The 20,801-nt window shown below is 44.8% G+C and carries 17 protein-coding genes and 1 other RNA gene; 11 read left to right on the top strand and 7 right to left on the bottom strand.

Translation table 11 applies throughout. The features are described from left to right. Nucleotides 1-42: 42 nt before the first annotated feature. Nucleotides 43-1,134 carry a phage shock protein operon transcriptional activator gene (gene pspF, locus L5M17_RS00235; protein WP_263144430.1) on the bottom strand — a complete coding sequence of 364 codons (1,092 nt, stop codon included), beginning with the start codon at nt 1,132-1,134 and terminating at the stop codon, nt 43-45. A 177-nt stretch (nt 1,135-1,311) separates the two neighbouring features. On the opposite strand from pspF, the gene pspA reads away from it, so the two are divergent. The 8 genes from pspA to ffs all read left to right on the top strand — a co-directional run bounded on the left by pspA (nt 1,312) and on the right by ffs (nt 7,897). After that, the gene (pspA, locus tag L5M17_RS00240; RefSeq protein ID WP_263144432.1) at nt 1,312-1,995 is read left to right on the top strand and encodes a phage shock protein PspA; all 684 of its coding nucleotides are present in this window, start codon (nt 1,312-1,314) and stop codon (nt 1,993-1,995) included. A 17-nt stretch (nt 1,996-2,012) separates the two neighbouring features. Next, nucleotides 2,013-2,252, top strand: coding sequence for an envelope stress response membrane protein PspB (gene pspB / locus L5M17_RS00245; protein ID WP_006081138.1), 240 nt, complete (start codon nt 2,013-2,015; stop codon nt 2,250-2,252). Then, a complete protein-coding gene (gene pspC / locus L5M17_RS00250) occupies nt 2,239-2,625 on the top strand; it encodes an envelope stress response membrane protein PspC (protein WP_028760457.1) in 387 nt (128 codons plus the stop codon). The genes pspB and pspC overlap by 14 nt, the downstream gene beginning before the upstream one ends. A gap of 113 nt (nt 2,626-2,738) precedes the next feature. Continuing rightward, nucleotides 2,739-4,199, top strand: coding sequence for a YcjX family protein (locus tag L5M17_RS00255; protein WP_263144435.1), 1,461 nt, complete (start codon nt 2,739-2,741; stop codon nt 4,197-4,199). Beyond that, nucleotides 4,196-5,416, top strand: a complete 1,221-nt coding sequence (locus tag L5M17_RS00260; protein ID WP_263144438.1) for a YcjF family protein — start codon at nt 4,196-4,198, stop codon at nt 5,414-5,416. The genes L5M17_RS00255 and L5M17_RS00260 overlap by 4 nt, the downstream gene beginning before the upstream one ends. Before the next feature lie 341 nt (nt 5,417-5,757). Then, complete coding sequence (megL, locus tag L5M17_RS00265; protein ID WP_263144440.1) at nt 5,758-6,951, top strand: methionine gamma-lyase; 1,194 nt, start codon at nt 5,758-5,760, stop codon at nt 6,949-6,951. A 226-nt stretch (nt 6,952-7,177) separates the two neighbouring features. Next, on the top strand, nt 7,178-7,540 hold the full coding sequence (locus tag L5M17_RS00270) for a ComEA family DNA-binding protein (protein ID WP_173496509.1): 363 nt from the start codon (nt 7,178-7,180) through the stop codon (nt 7,538-7,540). 259 nt (nt 7,541-7,799) lie between these two features. Next, an RNA gene (gene ffs / locus L5M17_RS00275) (signal recognition particle sRNA small type) lies at nt 7,800-7,897 on the top strand. Nucleotides 7,898-8,114: 217 nt separating this feature from the next. Here the strand turns inward: ffs and L5M17_RS00280 are convergent. Genes L5M17_RS00280 through dinG form a run of 6 tightly spaced genes read right to left on the bottom strand, consistent with a single transcriptional unit; the run spans nt 8,115 to nt 13,590 of the window. Next, entirely contained in the window at nt 8,115-8,405 is a 291-nt protein-coding gene (locus L5M17_RS00280) for a late competence development ComFB family protein (protein WP_028760452.1), read from the bottom strand. A gap of 33 nt (nt 8,406-8,438) precedes the next feature. Next, nucleotides 8,439-9,347, bottom strand: coding sequence for a histone deacetylase (locus tag L5M17_RS00285; RefSeq protein ID WP_263144443.1), 909 nt, complete (start codon nt 9,345-9,347; stop codon nt 8,439-8,441). A gap of 29 nt (nt 9,348-9,376) precedes the next feature. Further along, entirely contained in the window at nt 9,377-10,066 is a 690-nt protein-coding gene (locus L5M17_RS00290) for a DUF2057 domain-containing protein (RefSeq protein ID WP_028760450.1), read from the bottom strand. A 9-nt stretch (nt 10,067-10,075) separates the two neighbouring features. Continuing rightward, nucleotides 10,076-10,744 (bottom strand): primosomal replication protein, encoded by a 669-nt coding sequence (locus L5M17_RS00295; protein ID WP_217363083.1) that lies wholly within the window; start codon nt 10,742-10,744, stop codon nt 10,076-10,078. After that, nucleotides 10,735-11,508, bottom strand: coding sequence for a sulfite exporter TauE/SafE family protein (locus L5M17_RS00300; protein WP_131524310.1), 774 nt, complete (start codon nt 11,506-11,508; stop codon nt 10,735-10,737). Before L5M17_RS00300 ends, L5M17_RS00295 begins: the two co-directional genes overlap by 10 nt. Before the next feature lie 9 nt (nt 11,509-11,517). Then, nucleotides 11,518-13,590, bottom strand: coding sequence for an ATP-dependent DNA helicase DinG (gene dinG / locus L5M17_RS00305; RefSeq protein ID WP_173496512.1), 2,073 nt, complete (start codon nt 13,588-13,590; stop codon nt 11,518-11,520). Between the two features lie 137 nt (nt 13,591-13,727). Between dinG and L5M17_RS00310 the strand changes: the two genes are divergently transcribed. From L5M17_RS00310 to L5M17_RS00320, 3 genes are all read left to right on the top strand, one after another. Further along, nucleotides 13,728-16,157 (top strand): DNA polymerase II, encoded by a 2,430-nt coding sequence (locus tag L5M17_RS00310; RefSeq protein WP_263144449.1) that lies wholly within the window; start codon nt 13,728-13,730, stop codon nt 16,155-16,157. A gap of 222 nt (nt 16,158-16,379) precedes the next feature. Further along, the gene (locus L5M17_RS00315) at nt 16,380-17,591 is read left to right on the top strand and encodes a porin (protein ID WP_263144452.1); all 1,212 of its coding nucleotides are present in this window, start codon (nt 16,380-16,382) and stop codon (nt 17,589-17,591) included. Between the two features lie 270 nt (nt 17,592-17,861). After that, nucleotides 17,862-20,498, top strand: a complete 2,637-nt coding sequence (locus tag L5M17_RS00320; protein WP_028760444.1) for a TonB-dependent receptor — start codon at nt 17,862-17,864, stop codon at nt 20,496-20,498. The last annotated feature ends 303 nt before the right edge of the window (nt 20,499-20,801 follow it).

A 20,801-nucleotide genomic window follows, 5' to 3' on the forward strand; every position in this document is an offset into this window, starting at 1 on the left:
AACGGCTATTTTAGCAGTGCATCTCCCCCGTGGGCAATCTGCTTATGCTTTATCAAGTAAATTGTACTTTTTAAGGATGCCACGCAGTTGGTGGTAGCTTAATCCGAGCATGTCGGCGGTTTTCTTTTGGTTATATTGGCTGTTTGAGAGTGCCTGCTGGATCAGATCCATTTCGTACTTCTCAGTTTGCTCTTTAAAATCCAGCGGAAAATTAAAGCAATTCGTTGAATACTCAGTATTGACTTGCACTTCAGCCTCAAATGTCGGCGCAGATTGTGGCGTACTGGCAATAGTTGTTGGCGCGACTGAGGTGATTTGACGTTCGCGGGTCTTGATCCGCGTTTTAGGCCGATACGGTGAAGCAAAGGGATCGAGGGTAATATGATCGATGGGCCTATTTTCACCGCCATTACGGTAAACGCTGCGCTCTACAACGTTTTTAAGTTCACGGATATTACCCGGCCAGTCGTGGGTCATTAATTGCTCGACCGCATGGGCGCTGAAACCGCTGAACAGCTGCAGCTTTAATTGGCGCGCCATGCCAACAGCGAAATATTCCGCCAGCGTCATTATGTCTTCTGGGCGGCAACGCAGTGGGGGCAGAGTGATTACATCGAAGGCGAGTCTATCGAGCAAGTCGGCACGAAATTCGCCTGCGTCAGCAAGTGATGGTAAATCTTCGTTGGCGGCGCAGATTAACCGAACATCAGCCTGCACGGTTTTACTGCCGCCGACCCGCTCAAATTCGCCATATTCAATAACGCGTAGGAGCTTTTCTTGGATAAGTCCTGAAGTGTTGGCTAATTCGTCGAGGAATAAGGTGCCCCTGTCGGCGCGCTCAAAGCGGCCTTCGTGTTTGCCTTTGGCGCCAGTAAAGGCTCCTGACTCATGGCCAAATAATTCACTCTCGAGTAAATTTTCACTCAAAGATGAACAGTTTAGCTTAATAAAACTTTGATCCCAGCGCTTAGACAGATAATGTAAGCGTTCGGCAATAAGCTCTTTACCTGTACCACGTTCACCAATAATCAGTACGGGTTTAGACAGAGGCGCTATTTGCGACACATGTTCTAACACTTCGAGTAGGGCGTTGGATTGACCGATAAGGTTGTCTTGCTGAAATTTATTATCCACGATATTTTTTAGTCTTTCGCGCTAAAATTTGGTGAAAATGATAATAAGTGGCTTGAAGCGTAAAAGGAAGTAAAAGTTAATATTTTGTTTAACTTGCTGTATTTAAATAAGAAGTTAAAGTTGGCACGGTTAGTGTATTACCTTATACGAGACCAACATCAATTTGAGGATAGGATTATGGGAATTTTCTCTCGTTTCGCCGATATCATTAACTCTAATATCAGCGCATTGCTGGATAAAGCCGAAGACCCAGAAAAAATGGTTCGACTGATTATCCAAGAAATGGAAGACACACTCGTTGAAGTGCGTTCTACCTCAGCTAAAGTGTTAGCTGAAAAGAAAGAGCTGCAACGTCGTATCAACCGCGTGTTAGAGCAAGTGCAAGATTGGCAAGATAAGGCTGAACTGGCACTGTCCAAAGACCGTGAAGACTTAGCGAAAGCCGCTTTAGTTGAAAAACAAAAAGCGACCGGTTTAGCAGATACGCTGAATCAAGAGTTAGCCGTCATCGATGAACATATCGCACGCTTGAAAGATGAAGTGGGCATGTTGCAAGAAAAGCTGCTCGATGCAAAAGCGCGTCAAAAGACCATTATTTTGCGCACTCAAACCGCGTCATCACGCTTAGAAGTGAAAAAGCAGCTAGATTCAAGCAAGATCGACAATGCTATGCTCAAGTTTGAGCAATATGAGCGCCGTGTCGAAGGCTTAGAAGCCCAAGTTGAATCTTACGATCTTGGCTGCAAGAAGACCTTAGCCGATGAGTTTGCGGCGCTAGAAGCGGAAGATTCTGTGAATGCAGAACTGGCAGCGCTCAAAGCCAAGGTAAAAGGTAAAGCGCCAATTAAGTCAAAAGAATAACAATTCAGAGGTGAGTTATGGATATGGACGTGCTAATGGCGCCGATTATTATTTTCATGGTGATAGTCGCGCCAATATGGTTAGTTCTTCATTATCGCAGTAAGCGACAAGTGAGCCAGGGACTCACTGAGGAAGAGTTTTCACAACTCAATGATTTGATATCCAAGGCCGATAAAATGGCGGCGCGTATCGAGACCTTAGAGGCCATTCTGGATACAGAATCGCCCGAATGGAGGGGGAAACATGAGAGGATCTAATGGCCGTACTTTGTACCGCATTCCCCAGTCAGGCAAAATAGCGGGTGTATGTGCAGGGATTGCCGAGTACTTTGCGATTGAAACTTGGTTAGTGCGAGTGCTGACTGTGTCTATCTTCTTACTCGGCGGCTCAGGTGTGGTATTTATCATCTATGTCGCTTTGTGGGTGATTTTAGACATCAAGCCGCAAAAGCATTACGATAGAGACGATATCGAGGTGAAGAAGAAGCCGTGGCAGTCGGGAGAACCCGCAAAGCAAGCGCTAAGCGACGTGAGTCGTCAATTTCGAAGTCTGGAAGTCAGGCTACAAAATTTAGAACGCCATGTCACCTCTGACAACTTTGATTTAAAAAGACAAATCAATAGTTTGTAACCCTTCTAAAGGGCGGCCATGTCCGCCCTTGTTGCTTAATCTCTGCTCCATTCCAGTGTATAGTCAACATCACTTGACATAAGTTAACATCATTCGACATAAGGGAAGTCTCTATGGGAATGCTTGATGCCTCGCTCCATAAATTAACCCAAAAGGGCCAATCCCTGCTACATCGCACCGCAGACCGGCATTTACGTTTGGCCGTGACTGGGCTTTCTGGTGCGGGAAAAACCGCATTTATCACGGGGTTAGTCAATCAGTTACTCAATTCTGGACCTGTCTCAACCTTACCCCACGCCCGCAACAACAGCGCTTTGCCACTGTGGCAGGTGAGCCGCGATCAGCGTTTGCTCGGTGTTAAGCGTGCCATGCAGCCGGATCTTGAAATCGCCAGTTTTGATTATCAAGGCGCCATGTTAGCGCTCACTTCAGAACCTGCGACCTGGCCAGCCTCTACCCGTACTATTTCTGAGTTACGATTGGCGATTAAGTACCAACCTAAGAAGGGCTTACTGGCCAAGTTTTCTGATACCGCCACCTTGTATTTGGACATAGTCGATTATCCTGGCGAATGGTTACTCGATTTACCTATGTTGCGCCAAGACTTCGTTACTTGGTGCCGTGCTCAACAAGTTCGCATCGAGAATCTTAAAAGCTCTCCCTTGTATGCCGAGTTTGAGCAATCTTTGACATCATTGGATTTAGCCGCGAACGCCGATGAACAGCAATTAAAGCAAATTGCCGATCAATATCAGCTATTACTCAATGATTTAGTGCACGTGCAAGGTTATTACCAAGCGCAACCTGGGCGCATGTTATTGCCAGGTGAATGGCAGGGTGCTCCCTTATTGGCTTTTTTCCCCCTGTTATTGGTTAATGATGAAAAGTTTGCTGAGCTTTCGCAAAGCGATAAACACAGTGGATTCCATGTACTGGAAAAACGCTATCAAGAATACGTGGCTAAAGTGGTTAAGCCTTTCTATAAAAACCACTTTGCCGGTTTTGATCGGCAGTTAGTACTCGTTGACTGTTTTAGTGCGTTGAATCGCGGTAAAAAGCAATTTGAGGATATGGGCGCGGCGCTCAATGCCATTATGGAAAGCTTTCAGTTTGGCCAATCGAGTTATTTACGGCGTTTATTTGCCCCCCGCATCGACCGTTTATTGTTTGCCGCGAGCAAGGTTGACCATGTGACTCGCGATCAGCAGAGCCATGTTTTGTCCCTGCTGACCGATATGTTGAAACACAGCCAGCATTTTGCCAGTTTCGATGGTTGTAAAGTGGAGACGATGGCGATTAGCGCCATTAAAGCGACTCGCCATGGCATGGTAACGACCCAAGAGGGCGAGGTGGAAGTCGTGCAGGGGATGGGACTCAACGGTAAAGCCCTGACCTTGTTTCCAGGCGAAGTGCCCACTCGCTTACCTGAGCCCGATTTTTGGCGTGAACAAGGGTTTAACTTTGTCGGCTTTGCACCGCCGAGCAATGCCAATGTTGACCCATCTCAAGTGCACTTTGACCATATTCGTCTCGATCATTTGCTGCAGTACTTACTGGGAGATAAGTTGGAATGACGCTAAAGCTATCGGATAACGCTAACGAGCAGGCTTCTAATTCTTCTGCGAACTCATTTGCACACTCAGTTGAACATAAGCCGCTGAAAAAGCAGCAGCTGTTTGACCCAGAAGTCGTGGAGCTCAAACCCAGCAAAGAGGAGCTCAAAGGGGCGAAAGCCTTTGATCCGCATACGCCAGTGCAAGAAGTGGCTGCTGATATTGAGGAATTGATGGATGAAACGCTGTCATCCCATCCAAAAATGATCGATGCTAAATCGGTATCGCCTCAACTTGTAAAATCACGCCGTTGGTCTTGGCTCGCTCGTCTGGCAGTAGCGAGTTTATTGCTGCTCGTAGTAGTTCAAACAGGATTAGGACTGAGGGATGCTTGGCTTGAGAGCCCTTGGTTGTTCAGTTTTTATGGTGTGGTGCTTGGGGTTGTCAGTGCGTGGGCATTGGCGGGCGCAGTCAGTGAATACCGTAAGCTCAAGCGACTCAAACAGGTCGCCGATACTCAAGAAACAGGTGCAAGGCTAGCGCAGAGCATGCAAATGGGTGAAGCAGACAGCTTTATCGATAATATCGTTTGCCACTATGGCGACAGCAAAGGGTTGCAGCAACTTCGCCGTTCATTAAAAGATGAGCATAATGATGCTGAGAAAGTATTGTTATTCGAGGACTTAGTGCTGACTGAGCGGGATGAACTGGCCAAAAAAGTCGTGCGAAGATATGCTGCCGAGTCGGCAGTGCTACTGGCGGCCAGTCCGTTAGCAGTGCTCGATATGGCGATTATCCTCTGGCGTAATCAACGTATGCTGCGCGATGTGGCCCGTTGTTATGGCATTGAGTTAGGTTATTGGAGCCGGATTAAACTTATCCGCAGTATCATCATTAATATTATTTATGTGGGCACTAGTGAGTTAGTCACTGATTTAGGGACACAGCTGTTATCGGTTGAAATGACAGGTAAATTATCTGCTCGCTTGGCCCAAGGTTTAGGGGGCGGCATGTTAACGGCGCGCCTTGGATATCAAGCCATGGCGCTGTGTCGGCCGATTGTGTTTAGGGAGGAGCAAAGGCCTAAATTGTCTAAAGTGCATCAGGAATTGTTGATCGAACTTAAGCAGTTTTCAGGCAAGCTGTTTACCAAGGAAGGCCGCGACGCATTAAAAGGCCAGTTCGCCGATGTTGATGATAGGGTATCGCGGTCATCTAAAGATAAGTCTAAAGAGTAGATGCTATTGAATATCATATGATTAAACGATTCAAATAGCCGAAAGTAGATGCGCTAATGGACTTGTTCCTTGGCGCATTTTTTATGATTCTTGCAGATAAAGAGAATGACGAAGTGCGACGTAAAAGTGCTATGTAACAAGTTAATTACACCTTTGATCGCTGCTATTTTTGTCATGCTACTGGCTTAAGTGCTTGGCCGCGTTATGGTAGGGCTTATTCGATAGGGCTAATGTTTCATTAACTTATCTATTAGATTATCCATAATGCGGGCATTGAGCGCTCCACACCAACAATCAATCAAGAACGGGAACTGCTCAATGCCAATGACAAGGAGCTAGGTATGCAAGATGAGTCAGGCAAGATGTGGAAGGCGGCAACACAGGTTATTCATGGCGGCCATGAGCGAGAGGCCTTTGGTGCCTTAGTGACGCCGCTTTACCAAAGTGCGACTTTTGTGTTTGAGTCTGCACAGCAAGGTGGTGAGCGATTTGCGGGTAATGAGTCGGGGTATATTTACACGCGTTTAGGTAATCCGACAACTGCCGAGCTTGAACGTAAAATGGCGATTTTAGAAGGGGCAGAGGCCGCAGCCGCAACTGCTTCTGGTATGGGCGCAGTATCCGCCGCATTGCTGGCTAATTTGCAGATGGGCGATCACTTAGTGGCGTCGAATGCCGTATACGGTTGTACTTATGCGCTAATGACGACTCAGTTTGCTCGCTTTGGTATTGAAGTGTCCCTAGTGGACTTTTCATCGGTAACAGAAATAGAAGCGGCGATCAAATCCAATACTAAGGTCATTTTCTGTGAAACCCCTGTCAATCCGCATTTGCAGGTATTTGATTTAGCTGCAATTGCGAATATTGCCAAACGTCATCAGTTGGTCAGTATTGTCGACAATACCTTCATGACGCCATTACTGCAGAGACCGCTGGATTTTGGCATTGATTTGGTGGTCCACAGTGCGACTAAATATCTGAATGGCCATGGCGATGTGATTGCGGGGATAGTGTGTGGCAGTGAAGAACAGCTCCATAAAGTGAAGTATGAAATTTTAAAGGATATTGGCGCTGTGATATCGCCACATGATGCTTGGCTGATCTTACGCGGCCTTAAAACCTTAGATGTGCGTTTGCAGCGCCATTGCGATAGTGCCCAGCGCGTGGCAGAGTTTTTGGCGGAACATCCAAGCATTACACGTGTGTATTATCCCGGGCTTAAATCTCATCAAGGGCATAAATTCATTGGCCAGCAGATGAAACGTGCTGGTGGTGTTATCGCGTTTGAACTGGCGGCAAATTTAGAAGAAGCTATGGCCTTTGTCGGATATCTAAAGTTGTTCTCAATTGCGGTGAGTCTAGGTGACGCTGAATCCCTTATCCAACATCCTGCATCGATGACGCATTCACCTTATACGCCAGAGGCAAGAACGGCGGCTGGGATTGGTGATAATTTGCTGCGGATCTCTATTGGTTTAGAAGATTGTGACGACATCATCGCCGACTTGAACCAAGCGCTAGCTCGATTAGCTTAATGAATGTTGTTATTTTAAAGACCGTTAGCTATTTGAATGATAAAAGGATGCTTTTTGCATCTTTTTATCATAGTCAAGCACTGGCTCATTGAGCTGAAGACAGAAGTTTAGCGATAGTGAATATTTATGACGCCGATTTGGTATTTCGGGACAGCTTAGACTATTTTTGATTTGAGGCCACGGAAGTAGGACGAAAGGCCGCAAATCATGGAATAGAGGAATTGTTATGAAAACCACAAATCGTATACCAGCTTTTATGAGTGCCATAGCATTAACGGCTTTTTTGGCAAGCCCAGCAATCGCAACAGAAACCCCAACCAAGGCCGCCGTGAAAGTACAGGCTAAAACTGAAGCGGGTGAAATGGCATCGGATGTGAAGAAAGCTATGCCAGATGCCGCTCAAGTCAACATTAATACCGCTTCAGCCGAGCAGTTACTCGTACTCAAAGGGATTGGTGCCGCAAAGGCTCAAGCGATTGTCGACTATCGCACTAAAAATGGTAAGTTCAATGCTATAGATGACTTAGCCAATGTCTCTGGTGTTGGGGCTAAGATAATTGAGCAAAATCGCCATTTGATCAAGTTGTAACCACCTTTGGCGATGATTGCGGTGTAGCCTGCTGATTTTTATGATAAGAGATTCAGTAAAACATATATAAAAGTCTGCATTTGCAGGCTTTTATCATTTCAATCACTCCATTTGCTTATAGATTGTGCAGTTAGGTGGGATATTAAGAGATCTTATCGATTAGCGCTTGATCCCATAGGGTCCATGGGGGATAATCCTCCGCGTTCAAGCAATGCTTTGGTTTATGTCATTCAAAGTAATGTTCGAAGTTATGGTGACCCTAGGGTCCCCCCGCAATGATAACTTGTGAACTCGGCCAGGCCCGGAAGGGAGCAACCGCAGCAAGCGACTCGTGTGCCGGGGTGTCGGCTCTAGGGGAACCTCCAATTCAACTTTCCCTCTGTTTATTCCGTTGTACTTCTCTATATCTACTCAATTTATATTATTCAATATTTTAGCTTACAGACTATTTCCGGTTTCTGCCGTTAATCATTTATAGCGTTAATATTTCTGCACAATGAGATAATCCATTGCCTGCCTCTTTTCTTGCCACGACAACGGCTAAAAATACTCTCAACAGTAATCTTTAACGAAATTAACGATTGGCTTCGGCTTCTTCCTGTAATCTTTTTTGCAGATTTTGTTTAAGAAAAGCGCGGGACTTTTCGAGTGCGGTTTGGATCTCACGCTTTAATTCCTGCAGCTCGTTATAGTCTTCAAAGAAGTAAGTATCGACGAGGTGACGTATGTAGCGCACTGGCAGTTGATTTAAGGTCACGCAACATAAGTCGGCGAGATAGTCCTCAGGAAGTTCGTCCATAAGTCCTTCATCTGACAATATTTCCATTAAAAGAACTTCGTAGTAATTACGGATTTCGAGTTGCATTGTTATGCTCCATGACGGTTTTCATTGAGTTTGCTACCACAAATGATTTGCCGCAATAAAAAGTTGGCTGTGTCTTTGGCTTAATTGTAGTGCGTCTCTGCTGTAGCCGCCGCCTATCACGGCTGCAATTGGAATATTTTCCGATTTTGCCATTGATAACACAGTTAAATCCCGTCTGAACAGTCCTTCTTGGCTGATATTGAGCAAGCCAAGATCGTCATTTTGATGAATATCGACCCCAGCATCATAAAGAATCAGATCTGGTTGATGGATTCGGATAAGGAGGGCGAGTGTCTGCTCCACGGTTTCGAGATACAGATTGTCATCGCTGCCTTTGGTTAGTTCAATATCATGGTGGGAATACTGCTTACGACTCGGGAAATTCTCTTTGCAGTGAATCGAGCAACTGATGATCCCTTGATGTTGGTGGCTGAGGGTTGCACTGCCGTCACCTTGATGCACATCGCAATCAAAAATCAGTACCTTGTGTACTTGATGGCTTGCGATGGCATTTCTGGCCGCGAGGATAAGGTCGTTGAAAATACAATAGCCGCTGCCAAAATTGTAATGGGCGTGATGGTAGCCCCCCGTGAGGTGCAGGGCAATACCCTGATTTATGGCTAATGAAGCTGTGAGTGTGGTGCCTGCTACTGAATGCAAGGTACGCTCAACTAAGGCTTCACTCCACGGGAAACCAATCCGTCTTAGCGCCGCTGTTGGCAAGGTACCCGCGATAAATTGCTCTACATATTCGCGTTGATGCACTTGTATTACATCTTCTGCATTCATGGCCGTTGGTGCGTGGAACTGTGCAGTCGTGGCAATGTGGTTATCGAGTAAGTACTGCCGTAAATGTGCGTATTTAGTGGTGGGAAATCTGTGATGGGGAGGAAGCGCCAGCTTGGAATAGCTGGCGTGATAAACCAGTGGGATCAGAGTCAATATTGACTAAACCTCGTTATCGCAAGTTGTTATAGCTGTGAAATTGCCCAGCTCATAAATTCTTTACGGGTTTTTTCATCCGCTTGTAGCCACCAGTATTGCAACATTTGTTGTGGGTTGGCTCCTGCTGCTTTAGAGGTGTCTACGGGGGCGGTGAGTGATGTTGCGTTAACGGTCGCCGATGTTGTCACGGGGGCAGGTGCAACAGCTACTACTGCTCCAGCGGCACCGGTTGCTGCTGCGGCAGTACCGGATACGTCAACGGCTTGATTACCACTGAAAAGGCGAGAGACGAAGCTTTCTTCTTCTAAATTGGTATTCACCACTTGGTAATTGACGCTGCCTTTGTCACTACGGGTTAATTTGACTTGTGGGTTTTGCGCGTAAACTTTAGGCTTTTTAACGACTTCACCTTCGGCCGCTTGCAGGTAATATTGATGGTCGCCATCAACATCTAAAGTAACGATGAAAGGTGCTGACTTAACAAAGGTTTGGCTGTCACTAAAATCATCCTCTACCATTTCATGATAACGAATGGCGATTTTGTGAGTGCCGGGGGCCAATTCTAAGCTGCTTTTATGGTTAAATACGCTCGACTCGACTTTTTTACCATCAAGAGCAAGGTACTCAAATGACATAGGAATGTTCAGATCTGCAGCGAAGGCTGAGGCAGATCCGAGTAATACTAGCAGGCTGCTAATTGGCAAAAGTGATTTCATTGTTACTCCTTAACGGTTATTACTCTGATACGGGCGTTCGAATATTTGAATGCGATCTTCTATATAACTAATAGCTTGCCTGCATTTTCCTAGACGACGATGCATCAAAAGGATGTCATTTTGCAATTTTATTTTGTCAGCACTATGACAGTTTTCAAGTTTTGATTCCATTTCTTCAATTTTTTGTTCAAATTTTTTCGCCCAATTAAGATGTTTGTTCAATTCTTCGTAGATCTCATGACTATTTTGCATCACGTTATTGGCGATCCAATCGAAACCACTGGCTTGGTGAGACTGATTCTGGCGCTGTGTAAAACGGGCACGGCTACTGGCACGCTGCTGAGTTTTAGACTTAATGTCGATAGAAGTGGTCAGCAAGGCTCGTTTGACTGCGGTGAATCTATCTTGGATCCGCTCACAGCTCAGGGCAATAGTCTGGGGGGCGAGTTTAAGCTTAATTTGTTTTTCGAGCTGCATAATACTGCTACGAATTTGTTCAATACAGGGGCCGAGTTGGGCGCCGTGTTGGACAAACAGCGAGTGATTAAAACGCTCTGTTTCTTGCAGGAGTTTGCGCTGTGGCGGCGCGAGTCGATTATCGTGTTGCAGTACTTCTTGTTCTAAGGCTTTAAGCTGATTCTTCAGCATCACCATTAATTGTTGGGTGTTCACAACCATGCGCTCCATGCCAAATTCGCTGCAATCATTAGCACGATCAAAATAAACAGTGGGCGGATAAAGGGCATGCCAAATTTAATCGCACAGCGGGCACCGATAAATGAGCCTAACATCATGCACAATCCCATCCACAGACCTATTTGCCACTGTACCTGTCCAAGCCAACCAAAGATAGTCAGTGCGGTCAAGTTGCTGGTAAAAGTCATTGCACGGGCAAGGCCACAACTGTGCAGTAAAGGCAGTTTATACAAAGAGCCAGATGTGACGGTCCAAAATGCGCCAATGCCTGGGCCTGCAAAACCATCATAAGTGCCTAAAGCCAGTCCCTGTAGCCATTGTTGCTTGGCTGGCGGCTTGCTGGTTGGTACTTGGCAGTTAACGTCTGACATCGCATTGGGGCTGACTAAACTGTAAATGGCGATGCCAATGATCAGCAGCGGCAGGACTTTTTCGAGCCATTGAGTATCGACTAAATAGACTAAGAAACTGCCCAATACTGCGCCGATAAAGGTGGCGATAAAAGCCATGTACCAAAACGAGGGTTTAAAGAGGTGCTTGCGATAATAGGTCCAAGCCGCCATAAAAGAGCCAAAGCTTGCGGCTAACTTATTGGTGCCTAATACGGTATGCGGCGCAATGCCTAAGGTTAACAGTGCGGGGATCGACAATAGGCCACCGCCACCCACGACGGCATCAATGAATCCAGCGATAAGACCTATAACTGCCAACAGGGCCCAATGACTGGGCTCGAGTAACAACTCCAAATTTTAATCCTACTCTATAACACGTCTAAAGGGCGGTAAGGCGTCCAGTAAGGACTTGCCATAGCGTTTAGTAACTAACCGCCTATCTAAAATGGTCACTCGGCCATAATCTTGCTCTTTACGCAGTAATCTACCACAACTTTGAATAAGCTTACGTGAAGCATCTGGGATTGTCAGTTGTAAGAAGGGATTACCGCCTTTGACTTTGACATATTCTGCATGCGCTTGCTCAACGGGCGAAGTTGGCACGGCAAAGGGCAGTTTAGTGACGATCAAGTTAGTCAGATAATCGCCGGGTAAGTCGAGACCTTCAGAGAAACTGCCGGTGCCAAACAAGATGCTTGGTTCGCCTTTATCGCATTTAGCTTTATGATTTTCTAACAATTGTTGCCGTGGCGCATTGCCTTGGATAAGTAGCTCAGTGGTGAGTTTACCTTCAAGTAATTCAACCACTTTTTCCATCTGCCAGTAGGAGGCGAATAGCACTAAGGTTGCCATTTCGCCTTCAATAAGGGTGATGATTTGTTCGGCAAGTTCAGCCGTATAGGCATCATCCGTCGGCTCAGTGCGCATTTTGGGTAAATAAAGTGTCGCATTATTGGGGTAATCGAAGGGCGATTGTAAGGCTAAATAACGACTGCCATCGTTGAGTGACAAACCTACTTGATGCACGAAATGGTCAAAGTTATTGAGTGCGCGCAGCGTGGCGCTACATAAGACTACGCCTGCGGCCTTTTGCCACAGCATGGATTCCAGCATAAAGCCGACTTCGATAGGTGAGGCGCTAAACAGATAATCCACTTGTTTACCTGTGATGAGCTCAACCCAGCGCGCCATAGGTGCACCTTTATGTTTATCTTCCTTGGCCATCATCTTCCACAATTTTTGTAGATTCTCGAGCCTTTGCAGCATAAATCCAGTTTCGGCCAATAGCGCTTCGGATTGATGTTTAGGAATGTCGCCATCTTTAATCGCTTCGGCCAGCAGTGACAGCATTTTATTAAACTGTTTGAGGGCTAGATTAGAGGTAACAGCGAGGTTTTCGGCGAGAATGAGTAATGAGTCCGGCAGTTTGCCGTGCTCAAAACGCAGACGGTTTTCAGGATTGGCAAAGTGCTTTGTCTGGGTATCGCAGTAGTGGGCCACTTGATTGAGCTGGGCGATAAGATCGCCTAAATGATCTTGCATCGCCTGCGCGGGGGCAATGATATTGTTGCTCTTTATTTGGTTTTGTAACTTTGCGCAGGTTTTACCAATTTTTTCGAGCCAGTCGCAGGCACCCCTCAGCGTGGCCTGCGCACTGGAGAAATCCCTCGCCACAATCGGTAAGTGATGTGCCTCGTCGATAACATAAAACACGTCTTCGGGATCGGGCAAAATCACGCCGCCACCTAATTCTAAATCGGCAAATAACAAGCTGTGGTTGGCGATGAGCACGTCCCAGGTATCAACATCTTCGCGGGCTTTATGGAACGGGCAATTTCTGTGGCTGGCGACTTGACGATGACAGCTGTGTTTGTCGCAGGCGATTTGTTGCCACAGGTGATCGGGCAGCGGCACGGCTAAGGTATCGATTTCGCCGTTCCAGCGACCTTCGTTATAGTCTTTTAACAGGCCATGCATCATAGCCACTTGGCTATTGTCAGGTTTAGTTTGCCACATGGCCATTTGTGTACTGTTGTCGTCACCGATGAGCATCGCCAGTTTCGATAGACATACATAACGTTGTCGACCTTTAACTAAGCCAAAACGGAAATTTAAGCCGGATTGCTCAAGAAAAAAGGGTAAATCTTTATGCAGTAATTGTTCTTGCAAGGCGACGGTTGCGGTAGCGATGCAGACCTTTTTCTTGCTCGCTAATGCCAGTGGAATGGTACCGAGGATGTAAGACAATGATTTACCGATCCCAGTGCCTGCTTCGACCACAATGATGCGCCTATCTTTATCATAGTCGCCGGCGAGGGTCTTAGAGATTTCCGCCACCATATAGTTTTGTTCGCGGCGCGGCCTAAAATTAGGCAAGGCGGTAGCGATATCCTTATAGATGGCGCGGATCTGGGTTTTTACATTGTCAGGTAACATGCGTCACTACTTTATCGAATTAATGCTGTACATAATAACAGTGATTGCATAGCCTAAGAAACTTTTCTGCCATTTGGCGGCATTTAAATTGAGGAACCATCTAAATTGACTAGCTATGCGATTTGGGAACCCATGTGATGAAGTCAGAGGCTACCGCGGCCGTTAGTGTACAAGGTCGAGTCTTAACACGCCATGCGATTCATCGTCATGGGAGTTTAGTGTTGCAGTATTATCTGGCTACCGCCCAAGGCCCTGTGCTGGTGGAAGTGCAAGGCACTGAACACATTTGTTTTTGTCATCAAACTGATGTCACGGCTTTGCAGTTGCAAACGCCGGGTCAAGCATTGCGGTTTGTACCGTTAGCACTCAAAAGCTTTAAAGGCGGCGCGGTTAGTGGTGTTTATGCTAAATCTAGCAATAGTTTACGTACCTTACAGCGCATCGCTAAAGATGCCGACATCCCTTTATTTGAAGCCGACATTCGCCCTGAACAGCGTTATTTAATCGAGCGGTTTGTGGCACTTGATGTGGCGTTTTTAGGGCATTTCTCTGCGCCGACTAGCGACAGTCTTGAGGCTAACTCGCTGCCCGTGTTTATCGCCGAGCGGGCTAAGAGTATTGCCCCTTTAACGGCTGTACATTTGCGCTGTATTTCACTGGATTTTGAATGTAGTTTTGAAGGTTTACTCTATTCAGTTGCACTATATGGTCAATACAGTGGCCGAGACGAAGAGCAAGACAGTCTCAAGCAGACTTATGAAAAAGTGATTATGGTGGGTGAGGCTGAATCAAACTCTCCCGAATATATTGAATGGGTGGCCGATGAGGCTGCACTCATTCATCGATTAATCGCGTGGTTCCATGAGTTTGATCCTGACTTTATTATCGGTTGGTCAGTGGTGAGTTTCGATCTCGCGCTATTGTCACGCCGTGCATTATTACATCGTATTCCGCTCACCATTGGCCGCGGCGGGGCAAAGCTTGAGTGGAAAGTCGATAATAAATTTCGGCCAGAAACCTTAGTTTTATCGGGCCGTGTGGTACTCGATGGTATCGATTGGCTTAAAGCCGCTTTCTATCATTTTGAGCGGTTTTCGTTGGAATTTGTTTCGCGGAAATTATTAGGTGAAGGCAAGGCCATTCATAACGTGGATAATCGCGTTGAAGAAATTGATCAGCTGTTTAAGGCCCACAAACAAGCATTAGCGCATTACAATCTTACTGACAGCCGTCTGGTGTGGGATATTTTTAGTCATACTCAATTATGGGAGTTCGCCCTCGCGCGAGCTGAACTAACAGGTTTAGAGTTGGGGCGGGTTGGGGCTTCGGTGGCGGCATTTAATCATTTGTATTTACCGCATCTACATCGAGCAGGTTACGTCGCTCCTGATGCTCCTGCGAGTGATGGGATCGAAAGCCCCGGTGGCTATGTGATGGATTCTGTACCGGGACTTTATAAGCATATTTTAGTGTTCGATTTTAAAAGTCTATATCCCTCCATTATTCGTACTTTTTTGATTGACCCTAAGGGATTAATTGAAGGTTTGCAATTGCCCGAGTCTGACTGTGTTGCGGGGTTTCTCGGTGGCCGTTTCAGTCGGCAACAGCCCATTTTACCTAAGCTTATCCAAACATTATCTGAGCAGCGCGAAAAGGCCAAAAGTGAGCACAATGCGCCTTTATCCCAAGCGATAAAAATTATCATGAACTCGTTGTATGGGGTTTTAGGTTCTCAAGGTTGTGTTTTCCACGATGCAAAGTTAGCAAGTTCGATCACTATGCGTGGCCATCAAATCATGAAACAAACCCGCGCATGGATAGAAGAGATGGGCTATCAAGTGATTTACGGCGATACGGATTCGACCTTTGTCTGGCTTGGCAGCGAGCCTGATCTCTCAGACATTAACGCCTTAGGTAACACTCTGGCGCGGGAAATTAATGCTAAGTGGCAGGCTAAGATCGCTGAAGATCATCAAGTTGAGAGTTTTCTCGAGTTACAGTTTGAACGCCACTATGAGCAGTTTTTTATGCCGACCTTAAGAGGGTCGTTAGAAGGCAGTAAAAAACGTTATGTTGGCGCGTGGCGTAATGCGAGCGATGAACTTGAGCTTACTTTTAAAGGTATGGAGCAAGTGCGCAGTGATTGGAGCCCTTTAGCGCGCAAAGTTCAAGAGTCACTCTATGAACGGATGTTTAACCAAAGGGATATCAGTGTTTATTTGGCCAGTGTGTTTGAAAAGCTGCTTGATGGTGAGTTGGATGATGATTTGGTATTTCGCAAACGTATGCGACGCAATATTGAAGATTACACGGCTAAATCTTCTCCCCATGTTAAAGTCGCTCAACAATTATGCGACTTAACAGGAGATGCCTCTTTTGGCAAGCGTGGGGCGCAGATTGATTATCTGATTACTGTAAATGGACCGGAATCCTTACTGTACAGAACGTCACTAATTGATTACCAATACTACATTGATAAGCAAATTGGCCCTATTGCCGAGCCTGTTTTTTCGATAATGAAACTAAACTACATGGATATTGCGTCAAAGCAGTTACTGTTAATATAGTGTTTTTAATGTTCTTTATGTGTTGCGTAGGGTGGCGAATGTAGCGTTTTAACCTGTTTTGTAGAGGTTAACTGGTTTGTTTTTGTGATGTTAATCGACATATTCTTTAGGTTTAGCTTTGAGGGAATATTGAAAGTTTGCTACCCTTTAAGAGGAAATTGTAAGGAAATATAACAACGGAATGACGTTGACAGAACATAAACAAAAAAGGTTAAGCACCAAATGAACAAGACGTTAGTAGCAACTGCGCTTGCAGCAATTTTTTTAGTTCCATCAGTCTCAGCTATCGAGATCTATAAAGATAATAAAAATGCCGTAGAAATCGGTGGTTTTATTGATGCACGCGTGATCAACACTCAAGGGGAAACAGAGGTTGTTAACGGCGCATCTCGCATTAATTTTGGTTTTAATCGTGAGTTGACTGACGGTTGGAAAGCATTTGCTAAATTGGAATGGGGTGTGAACCCTGTAGGTAGTAGCGACATAGTCTATAACAATCGCTTCGAATCTGTTCAAGAAGAGTTCTTTTATAACCGTTTAGGTTACGCTGGTCTGTCCCATGACACTTATGGAACACTGACTATTGGTAAGCAGTGGGGCGCTTGGTACGATGTCGTTTACAACACTAACTATGGTTTTGTGTGGGACGGTAACACTGCAGGTGTTTACACTTATAATAAAGATGATGGCGCGGTAAACGGTGTTGGCCGTGGTGATAAAACAGTTCAATATCGCAATGCATTTGGCGATGTAAGCTTTGCAGTTCAAGCACAGTTGAAAAACAGCAGCTTCTATACCTGTGATACAACGGATGATATTTCACAAGCTCAGTGTCAAGCGAACTGGGAAAGCGGTGATAAAGCGGCTCAACAAGTAGAATACAATTATACTTATGGTGGCGCGGTGACCTATAAAGCCACTGATATGCTGACCTTAACTGCGGGTGTTAACCGCGGTGAGTTTGATGTGAGTTTTGGTAACGGCGAACAAACCACTGCGGTTGATCTTATCTACGGTGCGGGTATCACTTGGGGTAACTTCGATAGCAATGGCTTATACGCTGCTGCAAACGTTAACAGACAAGAAAATCATGACACAGACAATATTGGTCGTTTGATTAAAGACGCCTATGGTATTGAAAGTTTAGTTTCTTACAAGTTTGACAATGGATTACGCCCATTCATTTCTTACAACGTGCTTGATGCCGGTAAAGACTATGTCATTCAACCTAACTTTAATGCCGATCCTAACGATGAGTTCAAACGTCAGTTTGTCGTGGTTGGTTTGCACTTTGTATGGGATCCAAACACAGTGCTTTACGTAGAAGCACGTAAAGATTACAGCGATTTTACCAGTGCAGATAAAGAACAAGAAGCTAGAATGGCGCTTTCAGAATCTGACGGTGTTGCCATTGGTATCCGTTACACACTTTAAGTTTCCAGTTTCTATATAGTAGAAACCACTGTTTTAACAAAAAGCCAGTCAGTAATGACTGGCTTTTTTGTTTTTAACGATAAGTCAATTTGTAACAAAATGACATTGTGTATTTTTTGTTTGTATTTGGTTATCTTTTTGTTGATTAAATGTCTCTCATATGATTTTATGCTCCCGCAGCACTTCGGAATGTTTAAGGTGCTCTTGTTTAAAACTGCTTGTTAAATAAGCAAATTATAATAAAAACATGATTTTCCCGGGAGATTGACAATGCATAAAAAAAACTTGATAGCAAAATCTGTGCGCTTTGCACTGATTAGCGGTGTGACTGCTACGGTATTAAATGTACCTTTTACATTTGCAGATGATAAAGATGGAGCAAAAGTTGAGCGTATAGCTGTAACTGGTTCGCGAATTAAACGCGCAGATATGGAAACGGCTAGCCCTGTTAGCGTGATTGATGCTTCAGCCATTATTTCCTCTGGTGCAATATCGATTGATGATGTTTTGCAGAAAATGACTTCGGCTGGCGGTGCTATGACTAACGCTGGCATAAATAATGGTTCTGGTGGTAATTCTCGCATAAACCTCAGAGGATTAGGCACTAACCGTACTCTAGTTTTGGTTAATGGTCGTCGAATGATTGCTTCTGGTACAGGAGCTGCTTCTACTGTTGACCTTAATACGATTCCAGTTTCTATGATCCAAAGAGTTGAAGTACTTAAAGATGGTGCTTCTGCGGTTTATGGTACAGATGCTATTGCTGGTGTGGTTAACGTAATTTTGAAAAGAGACTTTGAAGGTTTTGAAGTCAACGCCCAAACCGGCATTTCTGGAGAAGGTGATGCTGACGAGTCTACGATTGATATGACTTTGGGTAACACCTTTGATAAAGGCAATGTCGTTATAGGCGCACAGTATACAAAGCGTGGCGAGGCAAGCCAAGCTGATCGTGATTTTTCTGATTGCCCTGTAACAGAAACTAAGCCTGATGCAAGTGGTAAAATTAGCTTGTTTTGCGGTGGTAGTGGTTATTCTCAAGGTGGTCATATTTGGGGCGATACTGCAGATCTAAGTGGTAGAGGTGGTACTTACCATGATTATGTTACTGCAAATGATGCATATAACTATGCGAAAGATAGTTATCTATCGACGCCAATGGAACGCTTGAATCTCACGGCAGCTGGAACCTATGAGTTGACAGATACAACTCGTTTCTTTACTGAGGCTATGTATTCAAAGCGTTGGTCAAATCAACAAATGGCTCCTCAACCAATTTGGAACAGCGATGCATGGGTTTATAATCCTATTTCAGCTGGTGGTTGGATGACCGATGACCTGCTGCCATGGGTTAAGCCTGGAGAGGAACTCTCTTATGGTCGTCGCATGGTTGAGTCCGGTACCCGTGATTTTAGTCAAGTTGTAGACACTATCCGTATTGTTTTAGGCGTTGAAGGTGAATTTGATAATGGCTGGAGTTGGGATGCCTCTTATAATAAAGGTCGCAACGACTCTGTCGATACTCTGGCAAATCTACATAATTTAGGTTCAATTAATGCAGCAGTTTTAAAGGGGGAATTTGATCCTTTTTTACAGTCTTCATGGGAAGGTGAGAGCATCACTCCATTCATTTATACCGAAGTAAATAGTGGTGGAAGTGAGTTAGATATTATTGCTGCAACCTTATCGGGTGATATTGTTGAGTTACCAGCGGGTATGATGGGCTTTGCTGCTGGATACGAGAATCGTAAAGAAGCTGCAAAGTTTACACCAGATTCATTAACAGCACAGGGGTTAGCTAATGATCCTCGAGTAGAACCTACCGGTGGTGATTTTAGCGTTAATGAAATTTATGCTGAATTGGCTATCCCATTGTTAAGTGGTTTACCACTCGTGGAACAACTCGATCTAAGTGCTGCAATGCGTTATTTTGATTACAGCACATTTGGTGATGACACTACATGGAAACTAGGCTTAACTTGGCGAGTATATGATGACCTTATGTTCCGTGGGGGGTTGTCTACTGCATTCCGTGCTCCAACTGTTGATGAGTTATATGGTGGTAAGTCACCATCCTTCGAACAAATTGTTCATCCTGCAACAGAACAAGACCAAGCTGAAGTCACTGTTGGCGGTAATGGGTTATTAACTCCAGAAGAAGCCGACATAACAACGATAGGTTTAGTTTATTCACCAAGCTTCGTAGATGGTCTGTCTATGACTGTTGATTACTACGATATTGAATTAACAAACACTATAACTTCTGTTGACAACAATTATATTGCTAACCAATGTTTAGATGCTGCAGGTAATAAGATCAATACTGATACTGTATTGTGTCAATCTTCTAATATTCAGATTGATAACAGTGGTCGTATTAAGTTTGACAATGGCCTACAAAATATCGGTGCGACGAACACTGCGGGTTATGACATTAATGTTGCTTATGCATTTTCAGCTCTGGGATTGGATTGGAAAGCCGGTTGGGATACATCAATTCTGACCGAATATGAAGAATTCGATCCTGATGGTGTTGCTGTGGATTATCGTGGTTACATTACCGGCGGTACGGGAGCATATGCTAAATTCAAGAGTAATATGAACATCACTGCTAGTGCAGATGACTGGAGCTTTACTTACGAAGCTCGTTATATTGATGGGATGGACTCATTTGCTTGTAAAGGCAAAGAATCTAGTTGTTATGCACCAACAGTTGGGAGTGTTATATACCATGATCTATCAGGATCTTATGATTTAACTCAAAATATTCGTCTATCAGGTGGTATCAATAACCTGTTTGATAAAGAGCCTCCCTATTACACAGGTAATAATGACTCAAACACAGATCCATATACTTATGAAATGTTAGGTCGTTATTTCTTCGTTCGTGCGAGTATGAAGTTCTAAATCCTCGTTAGCGGGAGTCATTATTTTGTTCCAGCTTTAATTATAAAAACCCTGAGGCAACTTGGGGTTTTTTATCATCAGAATGAAGAAAATGGAAAACTAACTGGTATATAGCGTAATGGTCATTTAGATTAAGTCATTTATTTCAATAATTTGGTCACCTTAAATAACGAGCACTTCTCAAATGGAAGGTAATTCAAATTTTGTTATTGTATTTGTTCGACAAATTTTCAGAACTCGTCAGTTCTGCCCGCACACGTAAACTATCACAGACATCTTTGGTCATTGTTCTTATTGGCAATC

This window comes from Shewanella sp. SW24 (assembly GCF_025653395.1).
GTDB classification, from domain to species: Bacteria; Pseudomonadota; Gammaproteobacteria; order Enterobacterales; family Shewanellaceae; genus Shewanella; species Shewanella oncorhynchi.

What these genes read in the sequence shown, in the direction of transcription:
- pspA (WP_263144432.1), top strand. Translation starts at nt 1,312, where the DNA reads ATGGGAATTTTCTCTCGTTTCGCCGATATCATTAACTCTAATATCAGC.
- pspB (WP_006081138.1), top strand. Translation starts at nt 2,013, where the DNA reads ATGGATATGGACGTGCTAATGGCGCCGATTATTATTTTCATGGTGATA.
- pspC (WP_028760457.1), top strand. Translation starts at nt 2,239, where the DNA reads ATGAGAGGATCTAATGGCCGTACTTTGTACCGCATTCCCCAGTCAGGC.
- L5M17_RS00255 (WP_263144435.1), top strand. Translation starts at nt 2,739, where the DNA reads ATGGGAATGCTTGATGCCTCGCTCCATAAATTAACCCAAAAGGGCCAA.
- L5M17_RS00260 (WP_263144438.1), top strand. Translation starts at nt 4,196, where the DNA reads ATGACGCTAAAGCTATCGGATAACGCTAACGAGCAGGCTTCTAATTCT.
- megL (WP_263144440.1), top strand. Translation starts at nt 5,758, where the DNA reads ATGCAAGATGAGTCAGGCAAGATGTGGAAGGCGGCAACACAGGTTATT.
- L5M17_RS00270 (WP_173496509.1), top strand. Translation starts at nt 7,178, where the DNA reads ATGAAAACCACAAATCGTATACCAGCTTTTATGAGTGCCATAGCATTA.
- L5M17_RS00280 (WP_028760452.1), bottom strand. Translation starts at nt 8,405, where the DNA reads ATGCAACTCGAAATCCGTAATTACTACGAAGTTCTTTTAATGGAAATA.
- L5M17_RS00290 (WP_028760450.1), bottom strand. Translation starts at nt 10,066, where the DNA reads ATGAAATCACTTTTGCCAATTAGCAGCCTGCTAGTATTACTCGGATCT.
- L5M17_RS00295 (WP_217363083.1), bottom strand. Translation starts at nt 10,744, where the DNA reads ATGGTTGTGAACACCCAACAATTAATGGTGATGCTGAAGAATCAGCTT.
- dinG (WP_173496512.1), bottom strand. Translation starts at nt 13,590, where the DNA reads ATGTTACCTGACAATGTAAAAACCCAGATCCGCGCCATCTATAAGGAT.
- L5M17_RS00310 (WP_263144449.1), top strand. Translation starts at nt 13,728, where the DNA reads ATGAAGTCAGAGGCTACCGCGGCCGTTAGTGTACAAGGTCGAGTCTTA.
- L5M17_RS00315 (WP_263144452.1), top strand. Translation starts at nt 16,380, where the DNA reads ATGAACAAGACGTTAGTAGCAACTGCGCTTGCAGCAATTTTTTTAGTT.
- L5M17_RS00320 (WP_028760444.1), top strand. Translation starts at nt 17,862, where the DNA reads ATGCATAAAAAAAACTTGATAGCAAAATCTGTGCGCTTTGCACTGATT.